The organism is Chryseobacterium herbae (assembly GCF_025154075.1).
Lineage (GTDB): Bacteria > Bacteroidota > Bacteroidia > Flavobacteriales > Weeksellaceae > Chryseobacterium > Chryseobacterium herbae.
Genome location: NZ_JAOAMU010000004.1, coordinates 343,544 through 364,025 on the forward strand (window position 1 = coordinate 343,544; position 20,482 = coordinate 364,025).

Annotated in this window: 20 protein-coding genes; all 20 read left to right on the top strand. The window is 38.1% G+C overall.

The window, feature by feature from the left end:
• The first annotated feature begins 2 nt into the window (after window positions 1-2).
• The 20 genes from N0B48_RS14645 to N0B48_RS14740 all read left to right on the top strand — a co-directional run bounded on the left by N0B48_RS14645 (window position 3) and on the right by N0B48_RS14740 (window position 20,458).
• Window positions 3-971 (top strand): ketoacyl-ACP synthase III, encoded by a 969-nt coding sequence (locus tag N0B48_RS14645; RefSeq protein ID WP_259839500.1) that lies wholly within the window; start codon window positions 3-5, stop codon window positions 969-971.
• Window positions 972-995: 24 nt separating this feature from the next.
• The gene (locus tag N0B48_RS14650) at window positions 996-2,096 is read left to right on the top strand and encodes a DegT/DnrJ/EryC1/StrS family aminotransferase (RefSeq protein ID WP_259839501.1); all 1,101 of its coding nucleotides are present in this window, start codon (window positions 996-998) and stop codon (window positions 2,094-2,096) included.
• 266 nt (window positions 2,097-2,362) lie between these two features.
• Entirely contained in the window at window positions 2,363-3,211 is an 849-nt protein-coding gene (locus N0B48_RS14655; protein WP_259839502.1) for an ABC transporter permease, read from the top strand.
• Window positions 3,212-3,226: 15 nt separating this feature from the next.
• A complete protein-coding gene (locus N0B48_RS14660; RefSeq protein WP_259839503.1) occupies window positions 3,227-4,483 on the top strand; it encodes an ABC transporter ATP-binding protein in 1,257 nt (418 codons plus the stop codon).
• Between the two features lie 52 nt (window positions 4,484-4,535).
• Window positions 4,536-5,513, top strand: a complete 978-nt coding sequence (locus N0B48_RS14665) for a hypothetical protein (protein WP_259839504.1) — start codon at window positions 4,536-4,538, stop codon at window positions 5,511-5,513.
• Window positions 5,514-5,529: 16 nt separating this feature from the next.
• The gene (locus N0B48_RS14670; RefSeq protein WP_259839505.1) at window positions 5,530-6,426 is read left to right on the top strand and encodes a glycosyltransferase family 2 protein; all 897 of its coding nucleotides are present in this window, start codon (window positions 5,530-5,532) and stop codon (window positions 6,424-6,426) included.
• A gap of 1 nt (window position 6,427) precedes the next feature.
• A complete protein-coding gene (locus N0B48_RS14675; protein ID WP_259839506.1) occupies window positions 6,428-7,249 on the top strand; it encodes a glycosyltransferase family 2 protein in 822 nt (273 codons plus the stop codon).
• 1 nt (window position 7,250) lies between these two features.
• The gene (locus N0B48_RS14680; RefSeq protein ID WP_259839507.1) at window positions 7,251-8,129 is read left to right on the top strand and encodes a glycosyltransferase; all 879 of its coding nucleotides are present in this window, start codon (window positions 7,251-7,253) and stop codon (window positions 8,127-8,129) included.
• 5 nt (window positions 8,130-8,134) lie between these two features.
• A complete protein-coding gene (locus tag N0B48_RS14685; protein ID WP_259839508.1) occupies window positions 8,135-8,803 on the top strand; it encodes an NAD-dependent epimerase/dehydratase family protein in 669 nt (222 codons plus the stop codon).
• A 7-nt stretch (window positions 8,804-8,810) separates the two neighbouring features.
• Window positions 8,811-9,761: a glycosyltransferase family 2 protein gene (locus N0B48_RS14690; protein WP_259839509.1), complete on the top strand. Its 951-nt coding sequence runs from the start codon at window positions 8,811-8,813 to the stop codon at window positions 9,759-9,761.
• Window positions 9,762-9,770: 9 nt separating this feature from the next.
• Window positions 9,771-10,559, top strand: a complete 789-nt coding sequence (locus tag N0B48_RS14695) for a glycosyltransferase family 2 protein (protein WP_259839510.1) — start codon at window positions 9,771-9,773, stop codon at window positions 10,557-10,559.
• A gap of 10 nt (window positions 10,560-10,569) precedes the next feature.
• Window positions 10,570-11,532, top strand: a complete 963-nt coding sequence (locus N0B48_RS14700) for a glycosyltransferase family protein (RefSeq protein WP_259839511.1) — start codon at window positions 10,570-10,572, stop codon at window positions 11,530-11,532.
• Between the two features lie 3 nt (window positions 11,533-11,535).
• Window positions 11,536-12,669, top strand: a complete 1,134-nt coding sequence (locus N0B48_RS14705) for a hypothetical protein (RefSeq protein ID WP_259839512.1) — start codon at window positions 11,536-11,538, stop codon at window positions 12,667-12,669.
• Window positions 12,666-13,805, top strand: coding sequence for a hypothetical protein (locus N0B48_RS14710; RefSeq protein WP_259839513.1), 1,140 nt, complete (start codon window positions 12,666-12,668; stop codon window positions 13,803-13,805). Before N0B48_RS14705 ends, N0B48_RS14710 begins: the two co-directional genes overlap by 4 nt.
• 7 nt (window positions 13,806-13,812) lie before the next feature.
• Complete coding sequence (locus tag N0B48_RS14715; RefSeq protein WP_259839514.1) at window positions 13,813-14,742, top strand: glycosyltransferase family 2 protein; 930 nt, start codon at window positions 13,813-13,815, stop codon at window positions 14,740-14,742.
• Between the two features lie 47 nt (window positions 14,743-14,789).
• On the top strand, window positions 14,790-16,586 hold the full coding sequence (asnB, locus tag N0B48_RS14720; protein WP_259839515.1) for an asparagine synthase (glutamine-hydrolyzing): 1,797 nt from the start codon (window positions 14,790-14,792) through the stop codon (window positions 16,584-16,586).
• An 8-nt stretch (window positions 16,587-16,594) separates the two neighbouring features.
• Window positions 16,595-17,533: a glycosyltransferase family 2 protein gene (locus N0B48_RS14725; protein ID WP_259839516.1), complete on the top strand. Its 939-nt coding sequence runs from the start codon at window positions 16,595-16,597 to the stop codon at window positions 17,531-17,533.
• A 2-nt stretch (window positions 17,534-17,535) separates the two neighbouring features.
• A complete protein-coding gene (locus N0B48_RS14730; RefSeq protein ID WP_259839517.1) occupies window positions 17,536-18,480 on the top strand; it encodes a glycosyltransferase family 2 protein in 945 nt (314 codons plus the stop codon).
• The gene (locus N0B48_RS14735) at window positions 18,467-19,465 is read left to right on the top strand and encodes an acyltransferase family protein (RefSeq protein ID WP_259839518.1); all 999 of its coding nucleotides are present in this window, start codon (window positions 18,467-18,469) and stop codon (window positions 19,463-19,465) included. The genes N0B48_RS14730 and N0B48_RS14735 overlap by 14 nt, the downstream gene beginning before the upstream one ends.
• A gap of 48 nt (window positions 19,466-19,513) precedes the next feature.
• A complete protein-coding gene (locus N0B48_RS14740; protein WP_259839519.1) occupies window positions 19,514-20,458 on the top strand; it encodes a glycosyltransferase family 2 protein in 945 nt (314 codons plus the stop codon).
• Window positions 20,459-20,482 lie beyond the last annotated feature (24 nt).

A 20,482-nucleotide genomic window follows, 5' to 3' on the forward strand; every position in this document is an offset into this window, starting at 1 on the left:
CAATGGCTTTTATAAAACATATTTCAACCTATATTCCTGAGAAGGTTATTTCCAATGAGGAGATTTCAAAAAAGTTTCCGGACTGGGAAAGTGATAAGATCCTTGAAAAAATAGGCATCAGAAACAGGAACATTACCGGAGATGATGAGTTTACTTCAGATATTGCTGTAAAAGCGCTCAATAAACTCGTTGAAGAATACCAGATCGATAAATCTTCGATAGATTATCTGATCGTCTGTACCCAAAGTCCTGATTATTTCCTTCCTGCAACAGCCTGTATCGTTCAGGCACAAGCCGGGTTAAATACCAGTTGTGGAGCGATAGACATCAATCAGGGATGTTCGGGCTATATTTATGGATTATCTCTGGCCAATGCTCTTGTTGATTCTAAAATGATGAAGAATGTTGTTTTGATCACCGCAGAAACATATTCAAAACATATTCACGAGAACGATAAAGGAAATATCAGCCTTTTCGGAGATGCCGCAGCGGCAACCCTGATCTCTGAAGACGGCGATTTTGAAATCCTGAAGTTTTCTGTAGGTACAGATGGAGAAGGTGCTAAAAACCTGATCGTTAAAAACGGTGCCGTAAGAAACAAAAAAACGGACGACACGCAAGACAAAGACAACTATCTTCACATGAACGGCCCGAAGATCTTTGATTTTACCTCAAAAGCCATTCCCGGACTTGTAGAACAAAACCTGAAAATAAACGGCTTTGAAAAAAGTGATATTGACACCTATATCTTTCACCAAGCCAACACCTTCATGCTCGATTTCTTAAGAAAAAGAATCAATATCCCACAGGAAAATTTCGTCATCGATATGCTAGACTATGGGAATACCGTATCCTCTACCATTCCTATTGCCTTTAAAAATTCATTTGCAACAAGAGATTCCAAAAATGTAATGCTTGTTGGTTTTGGTGTGGGCTATTCCTGGGGAGCAGTTTGTTTAAGAAAAAAATAATTGAGCGTTTAAAATAATAGTATTATGATAAAATTTCTTGATCTTCAAAAGGTCAATTTACAGTATCAGGAAGAGATTGAAAACAAACTTATCAGTGTTTTCCGCAGTGGGTGGTACCTACAGGGCAGTGAGCTTAAAAATTTCGAAACCAATCTGGCATCATACATCGGTTCAGAATATGCTCTGGGCGTAGCCAACGGACTGGATGCGCTGCGTCTGATCTTCCGTGCCTATATTGAATTAGGCTTCATGAAAGCCGGCGACGAAGTTCTTGTTCCCGCTAATACGTATATCGCTTCCGTTCTGGCTTTATCAGACAACGGATTGGTTCCTGTATTTGTAGAACCGGATGCCAATACCTATAATATTGACATCGCCAAAATTGAAGAAAAAATAAGCCCGAAAACAAAGGCTATCCTGATCGTTCACCTTCAGGGAAGAATTGTTTTTTCCGAAGAGCTTAAAAATATAGCGAAAAAGCACAATCTTAAAATCGTAGAAGACAATGCACAGGCCATCGGAGCAGAATGGAATGGTATCAAATCCGGAAACCTCGGTGATGCTGCCGGTTTCAGTTTCTATCCCGGGAAAAACCTAGGCGCTTTAGGTGATGCAGGCGCTGTAACGACTAATGATAAAGAAGTCTTTGAAGCCATCCGTGCTATAGCCAATTACGGTTCAAATCAGAAATATATCAACATCTATAAGGGATTAAATTCAAGACTGGATGAAATTCAGGCTGCCGTTTTAGACATAAAGCTGAAATACATCGGTCACGAAAACGGAACCAGAAGAGAAATCGCTAAAAGGTTTATCTCTGAGATCAACAATCCCAAAATCATCCTTCCTGAAAATCCGGCTGACGAAAATGAGCATGTATGGCACGTTTTTGTAGTCCGAACTGAAAAAAGAGATGAACTTCAGGCCTATTTAACGGAAAAAGGGATCAGTACCATCATCCACTATCCTATCCCGCCTCACAAGCAGGAAGCATACAAGGAATACAATGACCTTTCGTTCCCTATTACCGAAAAAATGCATGAAGAAGTACTGAGTCTTCCGATCTCTTCAGTTTTGGAAGAAGAAGAAATTCAGGTGATCATCGATGCTGTAAACGGGTTTTAGTTAAAAAAATCGAAAGTAAGCCGGCTGAAATCCCATGTTCCAATCCCGGAGAACAGCTATGCCCAATATCATTAATTCCCCGTTATTAAATAAGAATTATTATTATAAATTTTAAGGGCTATTGGCTTTATAGCCGATAGTTCTTTGCTCATACTAACAAATAGTAATATATTAGTTGTTATTTTCCGTTTTATGTGAATAATTATTCACTCATCAGGAAAGTTGGATAAGAATTAAATATTTTAAATTTGCAAAAACCCACACAAATGAATGAACCACAACAGAAGTGGACAGAAACGATTGATGCCGACCATTCTTTATTTGATTTAAGACTTAAAGAAGTCTGGAAATACAAGGATTTAATATACATGTTTGTAAAAAGAGACTTTATTTCAAGTTTTAAGCAAACTATTTTAGGTCCTGTCTGGTTTTTCATTAATCCTATTTTTACGACAATTGTATACCTCGTTGTATTTGGCAAAATAGCCAAACTCCCTACAGACGGGGCTCCACCTATACTGTTTTATCTTTTAGGAGTTACTCTCTGGAATTATTTTTCAGGCTCACTTACGGCCACTTCCAACACCTTTGTAGGGAATGCCAATATATTTGGAAAGGTTTATTTTCCAAGACTTGTCACTCCTATTTCCATTGTCATATCCAATTTAATGCGTCTCGGCGTACAGATTTTATTATTTCTGATAGTCTGGGCGTATTATCTGGCAGAAGGTGAAATTCACCCCAATATATGGGTCCTGGCGACTCCTCTGCTCATTATCCTTATGGTAATTTTCGCCCTAGGGGTAGGAATGATTTTTTCTTCCCTTACCACAAAATACAAAGACCTTGGAATGCTGTTAGGTTTTGGTATAAGTTTATATATGTATGCTACGCCGGTTATTTATCCCGTATCCGCGTTGGTAGGTCCTTTCAAAAAGCTGGCTTACTACAATCCTTTAACCGGTATATTTGAATGCTTCAAATACGGATGGCTTGGCTCCGGAGATTTTTCTCCGCTGATGCTGGGAATAAGCACCGCGATTATTCTTGTACTTTTCGCAATAGGCCTTGTTATTTTCAATAAAGTTGAAAAAACATTTATGGATACTGTATAATTTAAACTTAAAAAAATGCTGGCTTTAAAAGGAGAAAACATATCAAAACAATACCGTTTAGGACAAGTGGGAACAGGAACTCTTTCCCATGATTTAAATAGATTCTGGTATAAAGTAAGAGGAAAAGAAGACCCTTATCTCAAGATCGGGGAATCCAATGACAGAACCACAAAAGGGGAATCGGAATATGTATGGTCACTACAGGACATCAATTTCGAGATCGCTCAGGGTGATGCACTGGGGATTATAGGAAGAAACGGGGCCGGAAAATCTACCCTGCTTAAGCTTTTAAGCAAGGTTACAAAACCTACTACCGGTAAAATTCATACCAACGGAAGAATTGCATCACTGCTGGAGGTGGGAACAGGTTTCCATCCTGAAATGACAGGACGCGAAAATGTCTACCTCAACGGAGCAATTCTGGGGATGACAAGAAAAGAAATCACTAGAAAATTTGATGAAATAGTAGATTTTTCAGGAGTAGAAAGATATATTGATACTCCTGTGAAAAGATATTCTTCAGGAATGTATGTACGTTTGGCTTTTGCTGTAGCAGCCCATCTGGAATCTGAAATCCTTATTATAGATGAAGTACTTGCAGTAGGAGACGCAGAATTTCAGAAGAAATGCCTTGGAAAAATGGGCAATGTTACCAAAGGAGAAGGGAGAACCGTTCTTTTTGTAAGCCATAACATCACGGCAATCAAAGAATTATGCAATACAGGGCTATTGCTGGATAAAGGCCGACTGGTCAGTCAGGGCGATGTGAACAAATGCATCATCGACTATCAGAAAAATGCTGATACAAAACTGTTTTACAACTATATGGATGATCCCGCAGTATTCGAAAATGAGAATATTCTGGTAAAATCCTACAAAGCTGAACCTATAAACGGAGACATTATCACCGTTAAATCCGGTATTCGGGTAACGGTAACCTTTACATCCAAAATGGTCGGGGTAGATCTCGATATGTCATTTTATCTCAGAAATAGCCACGATCTTACGATCATGAGTACCGGTATGATGATCAGCGAGGATAAAAACATAGAAAAAAGAGACTATACGGCGAGCTTCGAAATTCCGCCATATACCATTAATGAAGATTCTTATTATTTCGATTTGTTTTGGGGAATCAACAGAACGAATGTGGCATACAGAACCGAGGCATTTGGTTTTGAGATCCACGGAATACAGAATGAATTTGGAGAAATTGTAAAATCTCCGGGTATTCTGTTTCCAAAAATCACCCATTCAATAGAGAAATTATAACGATTTTCTTTACTGGCATCATCTATATCTACACCTTAAACGCTTATCACTTATGATACTTAATGTAATATTTTCTTACAACCGCGCTGTACAGCTTGACTATCTGCTTCAGTCTTCTCTGAGACATTTTAAAGCAGATGCTAAGCTTGTGATCCTCTACCATACCACCGGCGTTCATCAACAAGGCTATGAGCTGTTGAAAAAAAAATACGCCGGATATCAGCATATATCTTTCGTTGAAAGAAAACATGTCTTTTTTGACTTCTCTTACATTCATGCCCTGAATACGGAAAGAGACTGGGAATTTTTTAAAGAAAAAAATCTATTCAAGAAAAACGGAGATAACTTTAAAGGAGCTCTTCAGAAAATCATCAAAAACAGTGGCTGTGAATTCGTCATGTTCTGTACGGATGACAGTATTTTCTTTAAAGACGTTCATATTCCGGATGAAGTATTAGATATCATAAGAAATAATCCTGAAAATGCTTCTTACAGATTATATGTCGGAGACAATCTTGAAGGACACCCTGACTATCTGGAGAAAAAAGGAGATTACTATCAATGGGATTATTATACAGATACCGAGGTGCATCACTGGTCTTATCCTTTTGCTGTAGATGGCACCATCTATCATTCTGAAGGACTTCTCAAGCACCTGAAGCCACTGAGCTATCACAACCCGGTTACCCTTGAAGACAGAGGTTTCAGTTATATCAGATACCGCAAACTTTTCGGTATCGGAATGAGCCCTATTCACTCGCAATTATTGGCTACCAAGCTGAACAGAGTTTCTGTAGACAGCCTTAACCCCACGCTTCATATCCAGCCGGATTTTCTTAATGAAAAATTCCTTGAAGGATATACCCTGGATCTCGTGATTCCGGAGCATATTGACAACTCCAACATCGTTCCTTCCGAAATTTATCTGGTAAAAGATGGGGTACGTGAACTGATCTATTCAATGGATGAACAGGGAAAAAAAGTACAGGGACTTCTGGGTATTGAAGGATCGAAAGAACAATTAGAATAAATAATGTGCAATAGCAATGGAGCAACCGTTAGTAACAGTCGTTGTCGTTTCCTATAACCATTCAAAGTTTGTTAAGGAAAACCTGGACAGCATAAAAAATCAGACCTACAGCAACATCCAGTTGATTGTAGGTGATGATGCCTCTCCCGACAATTCGGCGGATGTTATTGATCAATGGCTGACAGAAAACAATTATTCTGCAGAAAAAAACATCCACACCAAAAATACAGGCCTGGCTACCATGCTCAATGAATGTGTTGCTCTTGCAAAAGGAAAATATATCAAACTTATCGCAGCTGATGATTTTCTTCATCCTGAAGCTATTGAAAAATCTGTTTCAAAGCTGGAAAGTTTAGGCGATTCCTACGGTATGGTTTTTACGCATACCCACACCATCAATAACGACAGTCAGATCATGGAAGATATGGCTGATTATGATGCCTTAGGAAATATAGATCCTTATGTTTTCAGAAAAGAGCTTATAAAAGGCAACCGGATTGCTGCTTTGACGGTTTTACAGAGGACGGATGTTTTAAGAGAAACCGGAGCTTACGATTCCCGATTGACAGTAGAAGATTATTACCGCTGGCTGAAGATCAACGAGAATTATCTCACCGCTTATGTTCCGGAAAAATTGGCCTATTACCGTTTACATCCGGAAAATATTTCAAAAGTAAAAGAAGAAAAAATACAGATAGAAACCATCCTTCTTCAAATGATGTTTGATAAAGAAGGAGTCGCAAGAGAAAGAATCAACGGACAGACTCAGAAATTTTACCTGACTGGAAAAACGCTGTCACCGGAATATCGTCTGGTCTACAGCAAATATCCTTTTCATATTAAAAGATTAAGTTTTGCCCTTAATAAAAGGCTGCCTGTTCTCCTGTACAAACTTTTAAATAAAATGATTTAAGATGAATCCCAAAATTTCCATCATCGTCCCTTGCTACAATCAAGCCGTCTATCTGGAGGAATGCCTTGGATCTGTCCTGAATCAGACGTATCAAAACTGGGAGTGCATCATTGTCAACGACGGTTCTACAGACCATACCGGGGAAATAGCCCTGCAATGGACCCGGAAAGATGAACGTTTCAAATATATTGATAAGAAAAACGGAGGCTTGTCCGCTGCAAGAAACACTGGAATAGAAAATGCTAAGGGGACTTGGATATTGCCTTTGGATTGTGATGACAGAATCGGTGAGGAGTATCTGAAACTTGCCGAAGAAAAATTCAATGACGGGTATACGGTTATTTACTGTAAAGCAGAATTCTTCGGGACCACCATAGAGCCGTGGAATCTGAATGATTACAATTACGAACAGCTTTTAGTGGAAAACCTTATTTTCTGCTCAGCATTTTTTGAAAAAAGTGAGTGGGAAAAGGCTTCAGGATATGATATCAACTTAATTCACGGGAAAGAAGACTGGGATTTCTGGTTATCCGTTTTAGACGAAAAAAAGAAGGTTCACCGTCTGGATTATTTAGGGTTCTTTTACCGCAGAAAATTAGAATCCATGGATGTTGAGATCAATCAGAACAAGGCTAAAAAAGATTTCACCTTAAATTATATCTATAAAAAACATTTGAATAAATACATTCCCAGGAATTTAAATGCTATTGAATATTACCATCAGCAGAAAACGCTTGGCGTCAATCTTAATTTTTATAATGAAGCCGTTCATAAAAATAAGATGACCCAATTTTTATTTAAATTAATTAACAAACTGTCGTAAAATGCTGTCCATTATAATTTCATCCTACCAGAAAACCTACTATGATGATCTCGTTAAGAATATTAGCGAAACAATCGGTGATGGTTTTCAGTATGAGATTATTCAAATATGGAATCCTAATCTGATGGGGATTACACAAGCCTACAATCAGGGAGCAGAACAATCCGTTTATGGGAATCTTTTATTTATTCATGAAGATATTCTGTTTCACACCAACGATTGGGGAAAGAAATTAATGGCTCATCTTAACCAGCCCAACGTCGGTATTATCGGTTTGGCGGGATCTTCTTATGTCCCTGTGGCACCCAGCAGCTGGACGGTTTCCGAGCAATATAATTTTGTACATATTCTTCAGGGAAATAAAGAAAAATCATCATCCACACTGATCAATACCACCAAAGAACACCTCCATAAAGTATATGCCGTAGACGGCGTTTTTATCGCTGTAAAAAAAGAAGTTTTCAATGCATTTAAATTTAATGAAGAACTTCTCAAAGGGTTTCACGGGTATGATCTCGATTTCAGTTTAAGAGTTTCAAGAACATTCCAAAACTATATTATTGATGATATCCTTATTGAACATTTTTCGCAGGGAAATTTAGATCAGAAATGGCTTGATGCCAACATTCTCATAAAACAAAAACAAGGTTCCGATTTTCAGAAAATACCGGACCCCGAAACAGAAAAAAAAATATTTTTAAGCTTTTTATATAATTACTTTCAGTATTATCCCGTTGATCAAAAAAATATCCTCTTTACGATGAAATTTTATCCGTTTAAAAGGATTAATTTTAAAGATCATTTTTTAATCGCAAAAAAATATTATCATTATCTGAGGTATGCTTCAGAGATTAATAAAAAGCTAAACACTACAAAATAACACAAATGATTGTAGGAAACGGTCTTATCGCAAACTCATTAAAAAATATAGATTCAGAAGACTTATTATTCTTTGCTTCCGGTGTTTCAAACTCCCTCGAAACCAGGAATTCAGAATTTGAAAGAGAATATTCTCTTTTGAAAACGATGATTGAAGAAAATAAGGAAAGAAAACTGATCTATTTTTCTACACTGAGCATTCATGACCAATCTAAACAGAACAGCCCGTACGTGCTGCATAAAAAGGCTCTCGAAGACCATATCAAAAACAGATGTGATCAATTTCTTATTCTGCGCATAGGCAATATCGTGGGAAAAGGAGGAAATCCCAATACCCTTTTTAATTTCCTTTCGGCCCAGATCTCCGGAAATAATGAATTCACACTCCATTTAAAGGCAAGAAGACTGCTTTTGGATATTGACGATATTTCAAAATTCCTGGGTTCACACTGCCTGGATATGAAAAACAAAACCCTCAATCTGGCTTTCCCGTATTATTATGATTTGAAAGAAATCATCAATGCTATTGAAGAAAAGACTCAGAAGAAGGCCCATTTTTCTGAAGTGGAAGAAGGCGATTTTTATAAGGTCGGCTTTGATGAATCAATAGAAACGTTTTTCTCCGGAATACAGCCGGAAGATTATTTGAAAACCTTAACCCAAAAGTATATTTAAGATGAGAATGTCTACTATTCACGTTATCATCGTTACCTACAATGCTATGAAATGGGCAGAAAGATGTTTTACCAGTTTAAGACATTCTTCGGTTCCTGTAAAGTGCATGGTGATCGACAACGGATCTACGGACGGAAGCCAGGAATATATTAAAACCCATTTTCCTGAAATTGATCTGATAGAATCTGGCGAGAATCTGGGTTTTGGAAAAGCCAATAATTTAGGAATAGAAAAAGCCTATCAGGAAGGGGCAGATTTCTTTTATCTGATGAACCAGGATGCCTGGATTTTTCCGGACAGTTTCCAGCATATGCTGGATGTTTATAATAATGCTCCGGACAGGAGCAAAATCGGTATTTTAAGCCCAATGCATCTGGATGGCAGCGAGAAAAAATTTGACATCCATTTTGAGAATTATCTGGCTAAGGATGTCAGGAACAACAGAATGTTTTCCGATGTTTATTTCGGGGAAGCCAAACCTTCTTATGAAATCAGTTTTGTAAATGCTGCCCATTGGTTTATTCCAAGAAATATCATTGAAAAGATAGGAGGATTCAATCCTTACTTCTTTTACGGTGCCGAAGATTATGAGTATGTGAACAGGATTACTTATTTCGGATTAAAGATAATGGTCTGTACAAAAAGTAAAGTCGTACACGATGCCGTACAGTCTTTCCATAAAAAACAGCCGAAAGATAAAGCTGAATTATTGGCCAATACCCGTCTTTCCATGAGAATGCAGCGGGAAACGAAGTATCTGGATCCCAATTATGATTATAATATCAAAAGAGAAAAAACAGCGATCCTTTCCTATATTTTAAAATTAAGTGCTAAAGGAAATATCAACGAATCTAAATTTTATCTGGAACAGTATCAGTACTTTTCAAAAAAATTTAAAGAGATCGAAGCGGCAAGAAAGATTTCAATGACGGGCCAACATCCTTTTCTCAATCTTTAAGGCATTCCTATGGAAAAATTACCAATTAGCATCTGCATCCTCTCCTGGAAAACCGGAGAAACGCTGAAAAACACCTTGAAATCTTATAAAAAACACGGTCTTCTTGAGATGACGGATGATATTCTCATCCTTTTTCAGGAAGTAAGTGAGCAGGATAAAAAGACGGCCGGAAAGTATGGAATCCGGTACATAGGACTGGATGAAAATATCGGGATCGGGAAAGGAATGAAATTACTGGCTGAAAACGCTTCGTCTGAAAACATTCTGTTCCTGGAACACGACTGGGAGCTTATTGAGGATCAGACCACCACCCTTTCACAGCTTAAAAGCGGCATACAACTTCTTGATCAGGGATTTGATGTTATACGCTACCGGAACAGGAAAACACCCGGATATCCGCTGATCTCCATCAGACATAAAGGCAACGAGCTTGACTACTATGACGACTGGCATGAATGTACCTCGCCCCACCTTCTGGAATCGCTGCACTGGCTGGATCCTGCCCAAGAATTTCCGGACAAAATACAGAAGCAGGGAGATTATTTTGTAACGACTTCCCGCTGGGCCAACTGGACGAATAACCCTTATCTCGTCCGAAAAGATTTTCTGCTCGGTACCATCATTCCTTTTTCAGGGGAAACCGCATCACTTGAGAGGAATATTGCCGCGTGGTGGGTAAAACAGGATTTCAAAATTGCACAGGGTGAAGGCCTTTTCAAACACAATGATCTTACGAAGTATCCGAAGAAAAGCATCATTCGGAAAATACTTAGTAAATTGAAAAATAAATTTAAATAAACCGTACAGAATGAAAATTCTTTTCCATGAGAACGAACTCAATTACCGAGGGACTTCCATCGCATTATATGATTATGCAGATTTCAATGAACGATATCTGGGAAACGAATCATTGATTGTATATGATAAAACTTCGACAACCAACCATCCGCTGGGTATCGAGAAATTTTCCAAACGCTTTAATGTGATTGGCTATTCTGACTTTAAAGAAGTAGATGACCTCATCAATAAAAATAATATAGACCTGTTTTATGCCATTAAAAACGGCGATATCGATCATATAGAGACCAAAGAATGCAAAACATGCATCCACAGCGTTTTCAAGCATTTTGAACCTCATGGAGATGTATATGCCTACGTTTCCGAATGGCTGAGCCACGAAATGACTGGTTCAAAGTATCCTTTTGTTCCGCATATGGTTAATTTTGAAGAAGGAACCAATCAGGATCTCAGAAAAGACCTGAATATTCCTCCGCATGCAAAAGTATTCGGTTACTATGGCGGTCATGCCAGCTTTAACATCCTATTTGCGCAGCAGACGATCGAAAAAATAGCCTCAAAATATAAGGATGTTTACTTTATTTTTATGGGCGTAGATTCGTTTGTGAAAAAAAGATGGTGGAAATCTGCTCCTTCGAACATTATTTTCCTGCCACCAAGCTCGGATATTATCATGAAACAAAAATTCATCAATACCTGTAATGCTTTGCTTCATGCCCGTGAAAGAGGAGAAACTTTTGGAATTACGGTTGCAGAATTTGCCATTAAGGGAAAACCGGTGGTTGCTTTTGCAGATCCTCCTGAGAAAGCCCATATCAGCCATCTTGGAGATCAGGCCTATTATTACCGTAATGAAAAAGAGCTTAGAGATATTCTATTAGAGGCGGATCTGAGTGTATCTGCGGAAGAATTATTTCGGAAATTCCTGCCGCATCCCGTGATGGATACCTTTAAGGAGGTTTTTATTGATTAATGTATGAAAACGAAAATAATTAACTATTTCATTGGTTTATTATTAGCCATTTATTATTGCGTATATCTGCAAAATACTTATTTGCAGCTGGTCGTTAATAAAAATGACTGGCATCTTGGAGAATGGCTGATCAATTATCAGGATGGAGGATTTAAACGAAGAGGGCTCCTCGGAAGTGCATTTGTCTTCATCAATGAACTCACCGGAGTTCACCTGGCCAATGTGGTTTTTGTTTTCCTGTTCATCATTTACACGCTTTTCTTTATTCTTCTCATCAAATTCCTTTGGCAGAATAAGAATACCCTATTAATGATCAGCCTTTTACTGCTCCCCACAGGTTTGGGAATGGTTTTAAAGGATTACACCATTATTCCTAAAAAAGAGATTATATTTTTTCTCTTTTATCTCATGTATCTTCTTTGCCTACGGTCTAAAATGGTGATCAAAGATTATGTGATCACTTTGTTTATACTTATGGCTCTGCTCATCCATGAAGCGGCATTTTTTTATCTGCCTTTTGTAAGCCTTGCCTATTTTGTAAAAACGAATGAGCCAACGGTTCACAAAATAAAAAAGATCTTCTTTTACCAGTTACTTCCCGCGACGCTTGCCATGTTTCTGCTGTACCAATTCGGGCTCAACATCAAAACAGACAACACCGTATTATTTTTGAAAGACCATGGCTATTTGTTAAAAGAATTAAAAATCTATGATTATTATGAATCAGATTTTAATGTCTCGGAAATCTATAAAACCCACCTGTATGGCTATGTGACCTACAGCATCAGTATACTCCTGAGTACCGTTACTTTATTCATCTACTGCAGGATGAATAAGATTAAAATCAGTCCCGTTTTCCTGATCATCCAGATTATTTTCCTGATCCCATTATTTGTTAAAGGCTTCGATTGGGGCAGATGGATCAATATTTTCTTTTCTTTGCTGACTCTTTTTATGATTGGAGAAAAGCAATTAGTCAGTAATTGGAAAAAGGACCTTATTGCGGTATTATTAATTATCTTTAATTCTTTTTGGAAGATGATGGCGTTTTATCAGGGGTTCTCAAGCTTTACACTGCTTGATGTTATGATAAAGAAAGTGTACTATTTTTTATATTTTAATCTATTTCGCGGATGAAACCAAAACCAGTTACTTATATAATCAGCATCGTATTAGCAATCTATTATTTTGTTAGTATAAAAACCACCTATTCCCTTATTGTAGTGAATAAAGGAGGCTGGTATCTTGGAGAATGGCTGATCAACTATCAGGATGGAGGATTCAAGCGAAGAGGCTTTTTCGGTTCCCTGTTTATCGCAGTTAATGAGATCACTAAAATTAATCTGGAGCACATCATATTCGCCTTTTTGTTCATAGTCTATACCCTATTCTTTTATTTACTGTTCAAGCTGTTCTGGAAAGAAAAAAACAATCTTCTAGTTCTTGCGCTTATGCTGCTTCCCGCAGGTTTCGGCATGATGGTCAAAGATCCTTCCATTGCATCAAAAAAAGAAATTATATTCTTTCTTTTCTACCTGATGTACATTCTTTGTCTTCGATCCAAAATCGTTGTGAAGGATTTTATCATCACCCTGTTTATTCTTATTGCTATTTTAACCCATGAAGCGGCCTACTTTTATATCCCTTTTGTAAGCTTCACTTATCTTGTGAAGACTAATGGTTTATTAGTGGATAAGATCAAAAAAATAGCCTTTTATCAACTGATTCCAGCGACCATTGTCATGCTCATTCTTTATCAATTCGGGATCAGTATCAATACAGAAAATTCCGTATTATTTTTAAAGAACCACGGATTGATCCTGGATGAATTGGGCATTTATGAGTACGATACAAATTATAATGTTTTAGATTTTTACAAACAAAATATATACAGTTATCAGACCTATATAATTAGCATACTGATTGCTGCCTTTACTTTTTATGTCTACTGCAGACTGAATAAAGTGAAGATCAGCGCTCTGTTTATAGTGATACAAACCGCTTTTTTAATTCCCTTATTTTATCTTGCTCTGGATTGGGGAAGATGGATCAATATCTTCTTTTCCCTGCTGACTATATTTATTGTTACCGACCAGAAATCGATCCTTACCCGGAAACAGGAAATCATGACCTTCCTGTTGATCCTTTTTAATCTTTCGTGGACGATGATGCTGAAGACCGAAGGCTTTTTAACATTCCCAGCTCTTGACGCTTTACTTAAGAAAGTCTATTATTTTATATACTACAAAATTCATAATATATTTATCAATTAATGCCTGTATGAAAATACCTGAAATCCATATCATCATCGTCACCTACAATGCCATGAAATGGGCAGAACGCTGCTTTACGAGCCTAAGAAAATCTTCGGTTCCTGTAAAATGCATCGTGGTAGATAACGGATCTGTGGATGGCACTCAGGAATACATCAGAAATAATTTTCCTGAAGTAGATTTCACCCAGTCTGAAACCAATATGGGTTTTGGAAAAGCCAATAATATAGGCATCGAAAAAGCATACAAAAACGAAGCAGATTTCTTTTACCTGATGAATCAGGACGCTTGGCTGTATGAAGACAGTATGGAAAAAATGCTGGAAGTATTCCACAACCATCCCCATCAGGAAGAAGTGGGAATCATAAGCCCCGTCCATATAGACGGCACAGAAAAATACCTGGATATTTTCCTGGATCAGTATATTGCTAAGAACTACGAAAAGACCAGGATGATCTCAGATCTGTATTTTCAGACGCTGAAGCCCTGGTATGAGATTAATTTCATCAATGCTGCACACTGGCTTCTCCCAAGAAAGACAATAGAATCTGTAGGTGGATTCAATCCCTATTTTTTCCATTACGGAGAAGATGACGAATATGTCAACCGGGTGCATTTTCACAACATGAAAGTGATTTTGGTTCCCGGCAGTAAAGTAGTGCACGACGGTGTTCAACTGCTTCATAAAATAGATTTTACAAAGTTTGAAGATGTAAGAATAGAGATCAATGCTATGAATCCCAACCTTCCCAATGGTCTTCAGCTTGAAAAAAAATCTCTTAAACAGAGCATGCTTAAAAATATCATCACCGGAAACTTTGACACCTATAAAAAGTTGTCAAAAAAGTATAAGAAAATCTCTTCGGACAGTGCAAAATTAAGCAGTTTCAGAAATCAGGTAATGCAGAAAGGTCCGGCTTTTCTTAATCTGTCGTAAATTAGCCTGAACATAAACGAAAAATAAATGATGAAAAATAGAATATTATGTGTGGAATAGCAGGAATCATAAGCAGTAACGCCAGAAACTATCAGGAGGAAATCCGGAAAATGACTGATTCTATGATACATCGCGGTCCCGATTCTTCGCATTATGAATTTTATGACCATGCAGCTTTGGGCCACCGCAGACTTTCCATTATCGATCTTTCTGAAAATGGAAAACAGCCCATGTTCTCAAGCACCAAAAATGAATGTATTGTCCTGAACGGTGAGATCTACGGTTATCAGGATATCAAGAAAAAATACGGGGAATATCCTTTTCACGGAGGTTCAGACACCGAAGTTATCCTGGCCATGTACCAGAGAAAGAAGGAAAACCTCATCCATGATCTTCCGGGAATGTTTGCTTTTGCCATCTGGGATAATCAGCAACAACAACTTTTCTGCGCCAGAGACCGATTCGGAGAAAAACCGTTTTATTATGCAATAGGAAACAATAATGAATTTATTTTTGCATCAGAAATCAAAGCTATTCTGGCCTCAGGATTAATACAGCCTAAAGTAAGTTCCGAAGCCCTCTCCCACTATCTTCAGTACGGATATGTAAGCACCTACCAGAGTATTTACAGTAATATTTTCACCCTTCCGCCTGCTCACCAGCTGGTCTGGAAAGATGGAAAAATTACGGTTTCCCGCTACTACAGTCTTCCGGCAAAAGACAGAACCTTAAGTCTTTCTGATGCTAAAGAAGAATTTCAGTATCTGCTGAAAAATGCAGTAAAAAAACAGCTTATTGCCGATGTAGAAGTCGGAAGTTTCCTGAGCGGAGGCCTGGATTCTTCATCGATAGTCGCTTTGGTAGACGAATTTCTGCCTCATCAGACAACGATCAGCTTTGGATATGACCATAAAGACAATGAGCTGAAATATGCCAAAGAAATTGCCGATAAATACCATACCAACCATATAGAAGTTCACGAAAAAAAAGAAGACCTTGTTGCCTCTCTGCTGAAGATCTCACCGTTTTTTGATGAACCTTTTGCCGATGCCTCATTTATCCCGCATTACGAAATCTGTAAATACGCCAGACAAAATCTGACCGTGGTTTTATCAGGAGATGTAGGCGATGAACTCTTCGGTGGATACCATTTCTATACCGTTGAAAATAAATTAAAAAAGCATTTCAGTTATAAAAATATAGTGGCTCAGTTTGGTCTGAATCTTTATCAAAAACTAAGACAGACGTCCTATCTGACACAGAAAAACTTACAGCATCCCTCAATCATGGACTTTCACCTGAATGAAGTGAGAAATGCATTTAACAAAAAAGAACGCGATCTTCTGGGGGTTAAAGCCAATTATCTTCAGGAATACAGTTTTACCCCTGATTCTGATTCTCTTAATGACATCATGAGAGTGGATCTGGAAAATTATGTTCCCGCCAATATGATGGTAAAATCAGACAGAATGGCGATGGCCAATTCACTGGAAGTAAGAACGCCGTTTCTGGACCTGGATTTTGCAGAATTCTGTATCCAACTTCCGGATCAACTCAAACTGGACGAGAAAAATGACAAAATCATTCTTCGTGAAGCCATGGGATCTTACTGGACGGAAACCATCAGAAAACGTCATAAACAGGGATTTGGATTAGGAGTAAAAAATTGGTTTGCAGAAGAAAACCTGATGAATCTTTCCAACGATCTGCTTCATAACCCCAATCATAAAGTGTTTAATTTCATTGATTATAAAGCCACCCAGCAATTCCTGAATAAGGATGAAAAACACTGGAACCTTTTGCAGCTTGCCCTTTGGGCGGATAATAATCAATCTGTTTTATAATATTTACAATGATTGAAATCTCTGTTATCATACCTGTTTACAACGCTGCCGAATTTTTGGAAAAGGCCGTTCATTCTGCCTCACAATTTGACGAAGTAAAAGAAATCATTCTGGCTGAAGACCAATCTACAGATCATTCATTAGAAATCTGCAGAAGGCTGGCTGCGGAAATCTCTAAAGTAAAACTCTTTCAGCATCCTAATGGAGAAAATCGTGGTGCCGGTGCCTCAAGAAATCTGGGTATCGATCATGCTACCTCTGAATTTATAGCATTCCTCGATGCTGATGATTATTACCTTCCCAATAGATTTGAAGCGGAAAAAGAGCTTTTCAAGGATCCAAAAACTGAAGGCGTTTTTGGCGCGATCGGTACAGAATATTTAACCGAAAAAGGGAAACAGGAATTCGAGTCTAAATTCAAGGAAATTTCTTTAAGTACGGTGGAATATCCGGCGGAAGGAGAAGAGGTTTTCAGGGGACTTTTAAGTTTAACACCTAAAACTTTCGGTACATCATTCCACCTGAATTCACTTACTGTCAGAACAGATTCTCTGAAGCGCAATACTATCCGCTTTAATGAATCTCTCCGTGTTCATCAGGATTCGGAGCTGATCATCAGGTTGGCTTATCATTGCCACCTGAAAACCGGCATTATCGATAAAGCTATTGCCATAAGGGGAATTCATGATGACAACAGAATTACAAAAATCATAAAATACACCCCTCAATATAACCAGAGACAGTTGCTTTTCTGGAAATCCATGAATGACTGGGCTGTTTCTCAACAGATCGCTCCTGAATACAGAAAGAGAATTTATTTAATTTATAAATCATTTGACTTGTCTTTGAAAAAAGGACTGGCCAAATATGGAAGCATTTTTCTGGAAACATTAAAAAACCCGGACATACTAAAGACGAAATACCGCTTCACTTACTACAACAGATAACCATGGAAATCTCAGTAATCATTCCTGTATACAACGCGGAAAAATACATTTCCAAAGCCGTGGAGTCCGCCCTGCAGCTGGAGGAAGTAAAGGAAGTGATCCTTATTGAGGACCAGTCTCCGGACAATGCGCTTTCAGTATGCCGGGAACTTGCTCAGCAATATGAAAGGGTAAAACTTTTCCAGCATCCGGACAAAGGCAACCATGGTGCAGGAGCCAGCAGAAACCTTGGTATTGAAAAAGCGACCGGTGATTTCATTGCATTCCTGGATGCCGATGATTATTTTCTTCCCAACAGGTTCAATGTGGAGGGAGAACTTTTTAACGACCCTAAAGTAGAAGGTATATTCAATGCCATCGGTACTGAATTTTTAACAGATAAAGGCAAAGAAGAATTTCTATCCAATATCAATGACACCTATCTGCTGACCGTCAATTATCCTGCGGAAGGTCCTGAAGTTTTTAAAGGATTATTGGGCCAGACTCCAAAAGTATTCGGCACCTTTTTCACGCTGGATGCCCTTACGGTGAGAGCGTCTGCCCTTGAGAAAAGCGGTTTAAAATTCAACGAAGATTTACGTGTTCATCAGGATTCGGATTTTATTATCAAGCTGGCCTATCACTGCTATTTAAAAGCCGGAACTATAGATAAAGCTGTCGCGATAAGAGGTATTCATGATGACAACAGGATTACCAAGATCAAAAAATATTCACCGCAGTATAATCAGAGACAGTTTCTTTTCTGGAACTCGCTTTATCAGTGGTCTCAGGTCAACGCATTGGACCAGGATGCAAAACAACATATCAGCCTGCAAAAAAAAGCTTTTGAGCTTTCTGTAAAAAAAGGATTTTCCAAAGCGAAGACTCTTTTTGCCGCCATTTTTAAAGATCCCAACATTCTGAAAACCAAATACAGATTTACTTACACGAATCATGAAACTCAATAATTTACAAATATTAAGAGGCATATCTGCTCTGCTGGTGTGCTGTTTTCACTTCAGAGAATATATCAATTTTGAAGATTTTCCCCTTGGTGATATTCTGTTCAGAAAAGGAAGTATTGGGGTGAGTATCTTTTTTGTGATCAGCGGGTTTATCATGGCGTTTACCACCTTAAAAAAAGATTTCAGTATCAATACTTCAAAGGAAATCAAGTTATTCTACAAACGAAGAATCATCAGGATTGTACCCCTTTATTTTCTGCTCTCAGCAGGATGGATGGTCATTGGAGGAACGCTGATGTACTATTTTCATGGTGAAGGTCTAAAAAGGTTTATCCATTCCGTTTTATTTCTTCCCCAAAAGGACACGTTCCCTGTACTCTACCTGGGATGGTCCCTGAATTATGAAATGTTTTTTTACCTGATATTCGGTCTATCCCTGTTCTTCAAAAAAAACAGATATATTTTTATTTCCCTATTCTTCATCGCCACCTATATAGCAGGACTTTTATTCCCCACTGAAAATGCTTATCTGAAGATGGTTTCCAGTCACCTCAACTTATATTTTGTGGTGGGAATTCTGTTTGCCCTTTTACTGGATAAAATTTCTATCAGTAAAATGTGGGCTCTGGTATTGTGTACCGGGGGTATCCTTTTATTTTCAGCATTCTTCTTTGATTTTATAGCCATATCAGACAGTGTATTGGTATTATTTGTTGTATCTTTATTCGTGTTATCGTTTTTACTGTTGGATTACACGCTCCACTTCAAAGGGAACAGATTGCTTATTTTTTTAGGTGATATTTCCTATTCCCTGTATCTTTCACACCCTTTTGTAGAGCTGTTTTTCAGACGATTTAAGGTAGAAGGATATCTCAATATCCCCTATTTTGTATTAAAATTGATTGTTGTCATCGGCGTTGCCGCATTTTTTTATTATTTTGTAGAGAAAAAAATAACTGAGTATTTAAAGCTTAAACTAAAAGCTTAGCATCAAGTAATATCCCAAAAAACACAAATTTTATTTTAACTGTTCCCAATGAAAGTATCAGTAATTATTCCCGTATACAATGCGGAGAAATTTGTGTCTCATGCTGTAGAATCGGCACTTCAGTTTGAAGAAGTTGATGAAGTTATCCTGATTGAGGACCAATCTCCCGACAACGCATTGCAGGTCTGCCAACAACTGGCTGAAAAACACGAAAGAGTCAAGCTTTATCAACATCCGGACAAACGTAATCATGGTGCCTCAAGCAGCAGAAATTTAGGTATCGAAAAAGCTACCGGAGATTTCATCGCTTTTTTAGATGCTGATGACTATTACCTTCCCAACCGTTTCGATGCGGAAAAAGAACTTTTCAAAAATCCCAAAGTGGAAGGTGTTTATGGTGCTCTGGGAGTACACTATTATTCTGAAAAAGCCAAGGAACAATATTACAGGATATTCAGGGACAAACTAACTACGGTTTACAAGAAACACCCCCCGAAAGATCTGTTTTTCGGACAACTCCATATGCTGGGAACATTTGGCCTGTTCAGCATTGATACTTTGACCCTCCGTAGGGAACCTTTAATGAAAAAAATGGAGGTGCTTTTCAAAAGCCATTTAAGACTTCATGAAGATACCGAGTTTCTTTTCCGCCTGTCATACTACCTTGATCTGTATCCCGGAAGCATTGACAAAGCAGTTGCTATACGGGGCGTACACGAACATAACAGAATCACTAAAGTAGATACGCGAGTCATAGATCCTGCTATTTCCAGGGCTTTATTATGGAATGAAATCTACCAGTGGGCTCAAGCAGAAGATACGGTTCCCGAAAAAGCAGTCACTCACATCAGAAGAATGCACCGAAGTTTTGAAATAGCCAAAGCTCCCAGATTAAAAAAATGGGGAATGGTCGCTAAATATCTGGTCACCGATTACAGAAGTATCAGATCGGGGCTATATAATATCAACTTCAAACGCTCTCTAATTTCTTAACATAATAAAAATTCCGTAACTGCA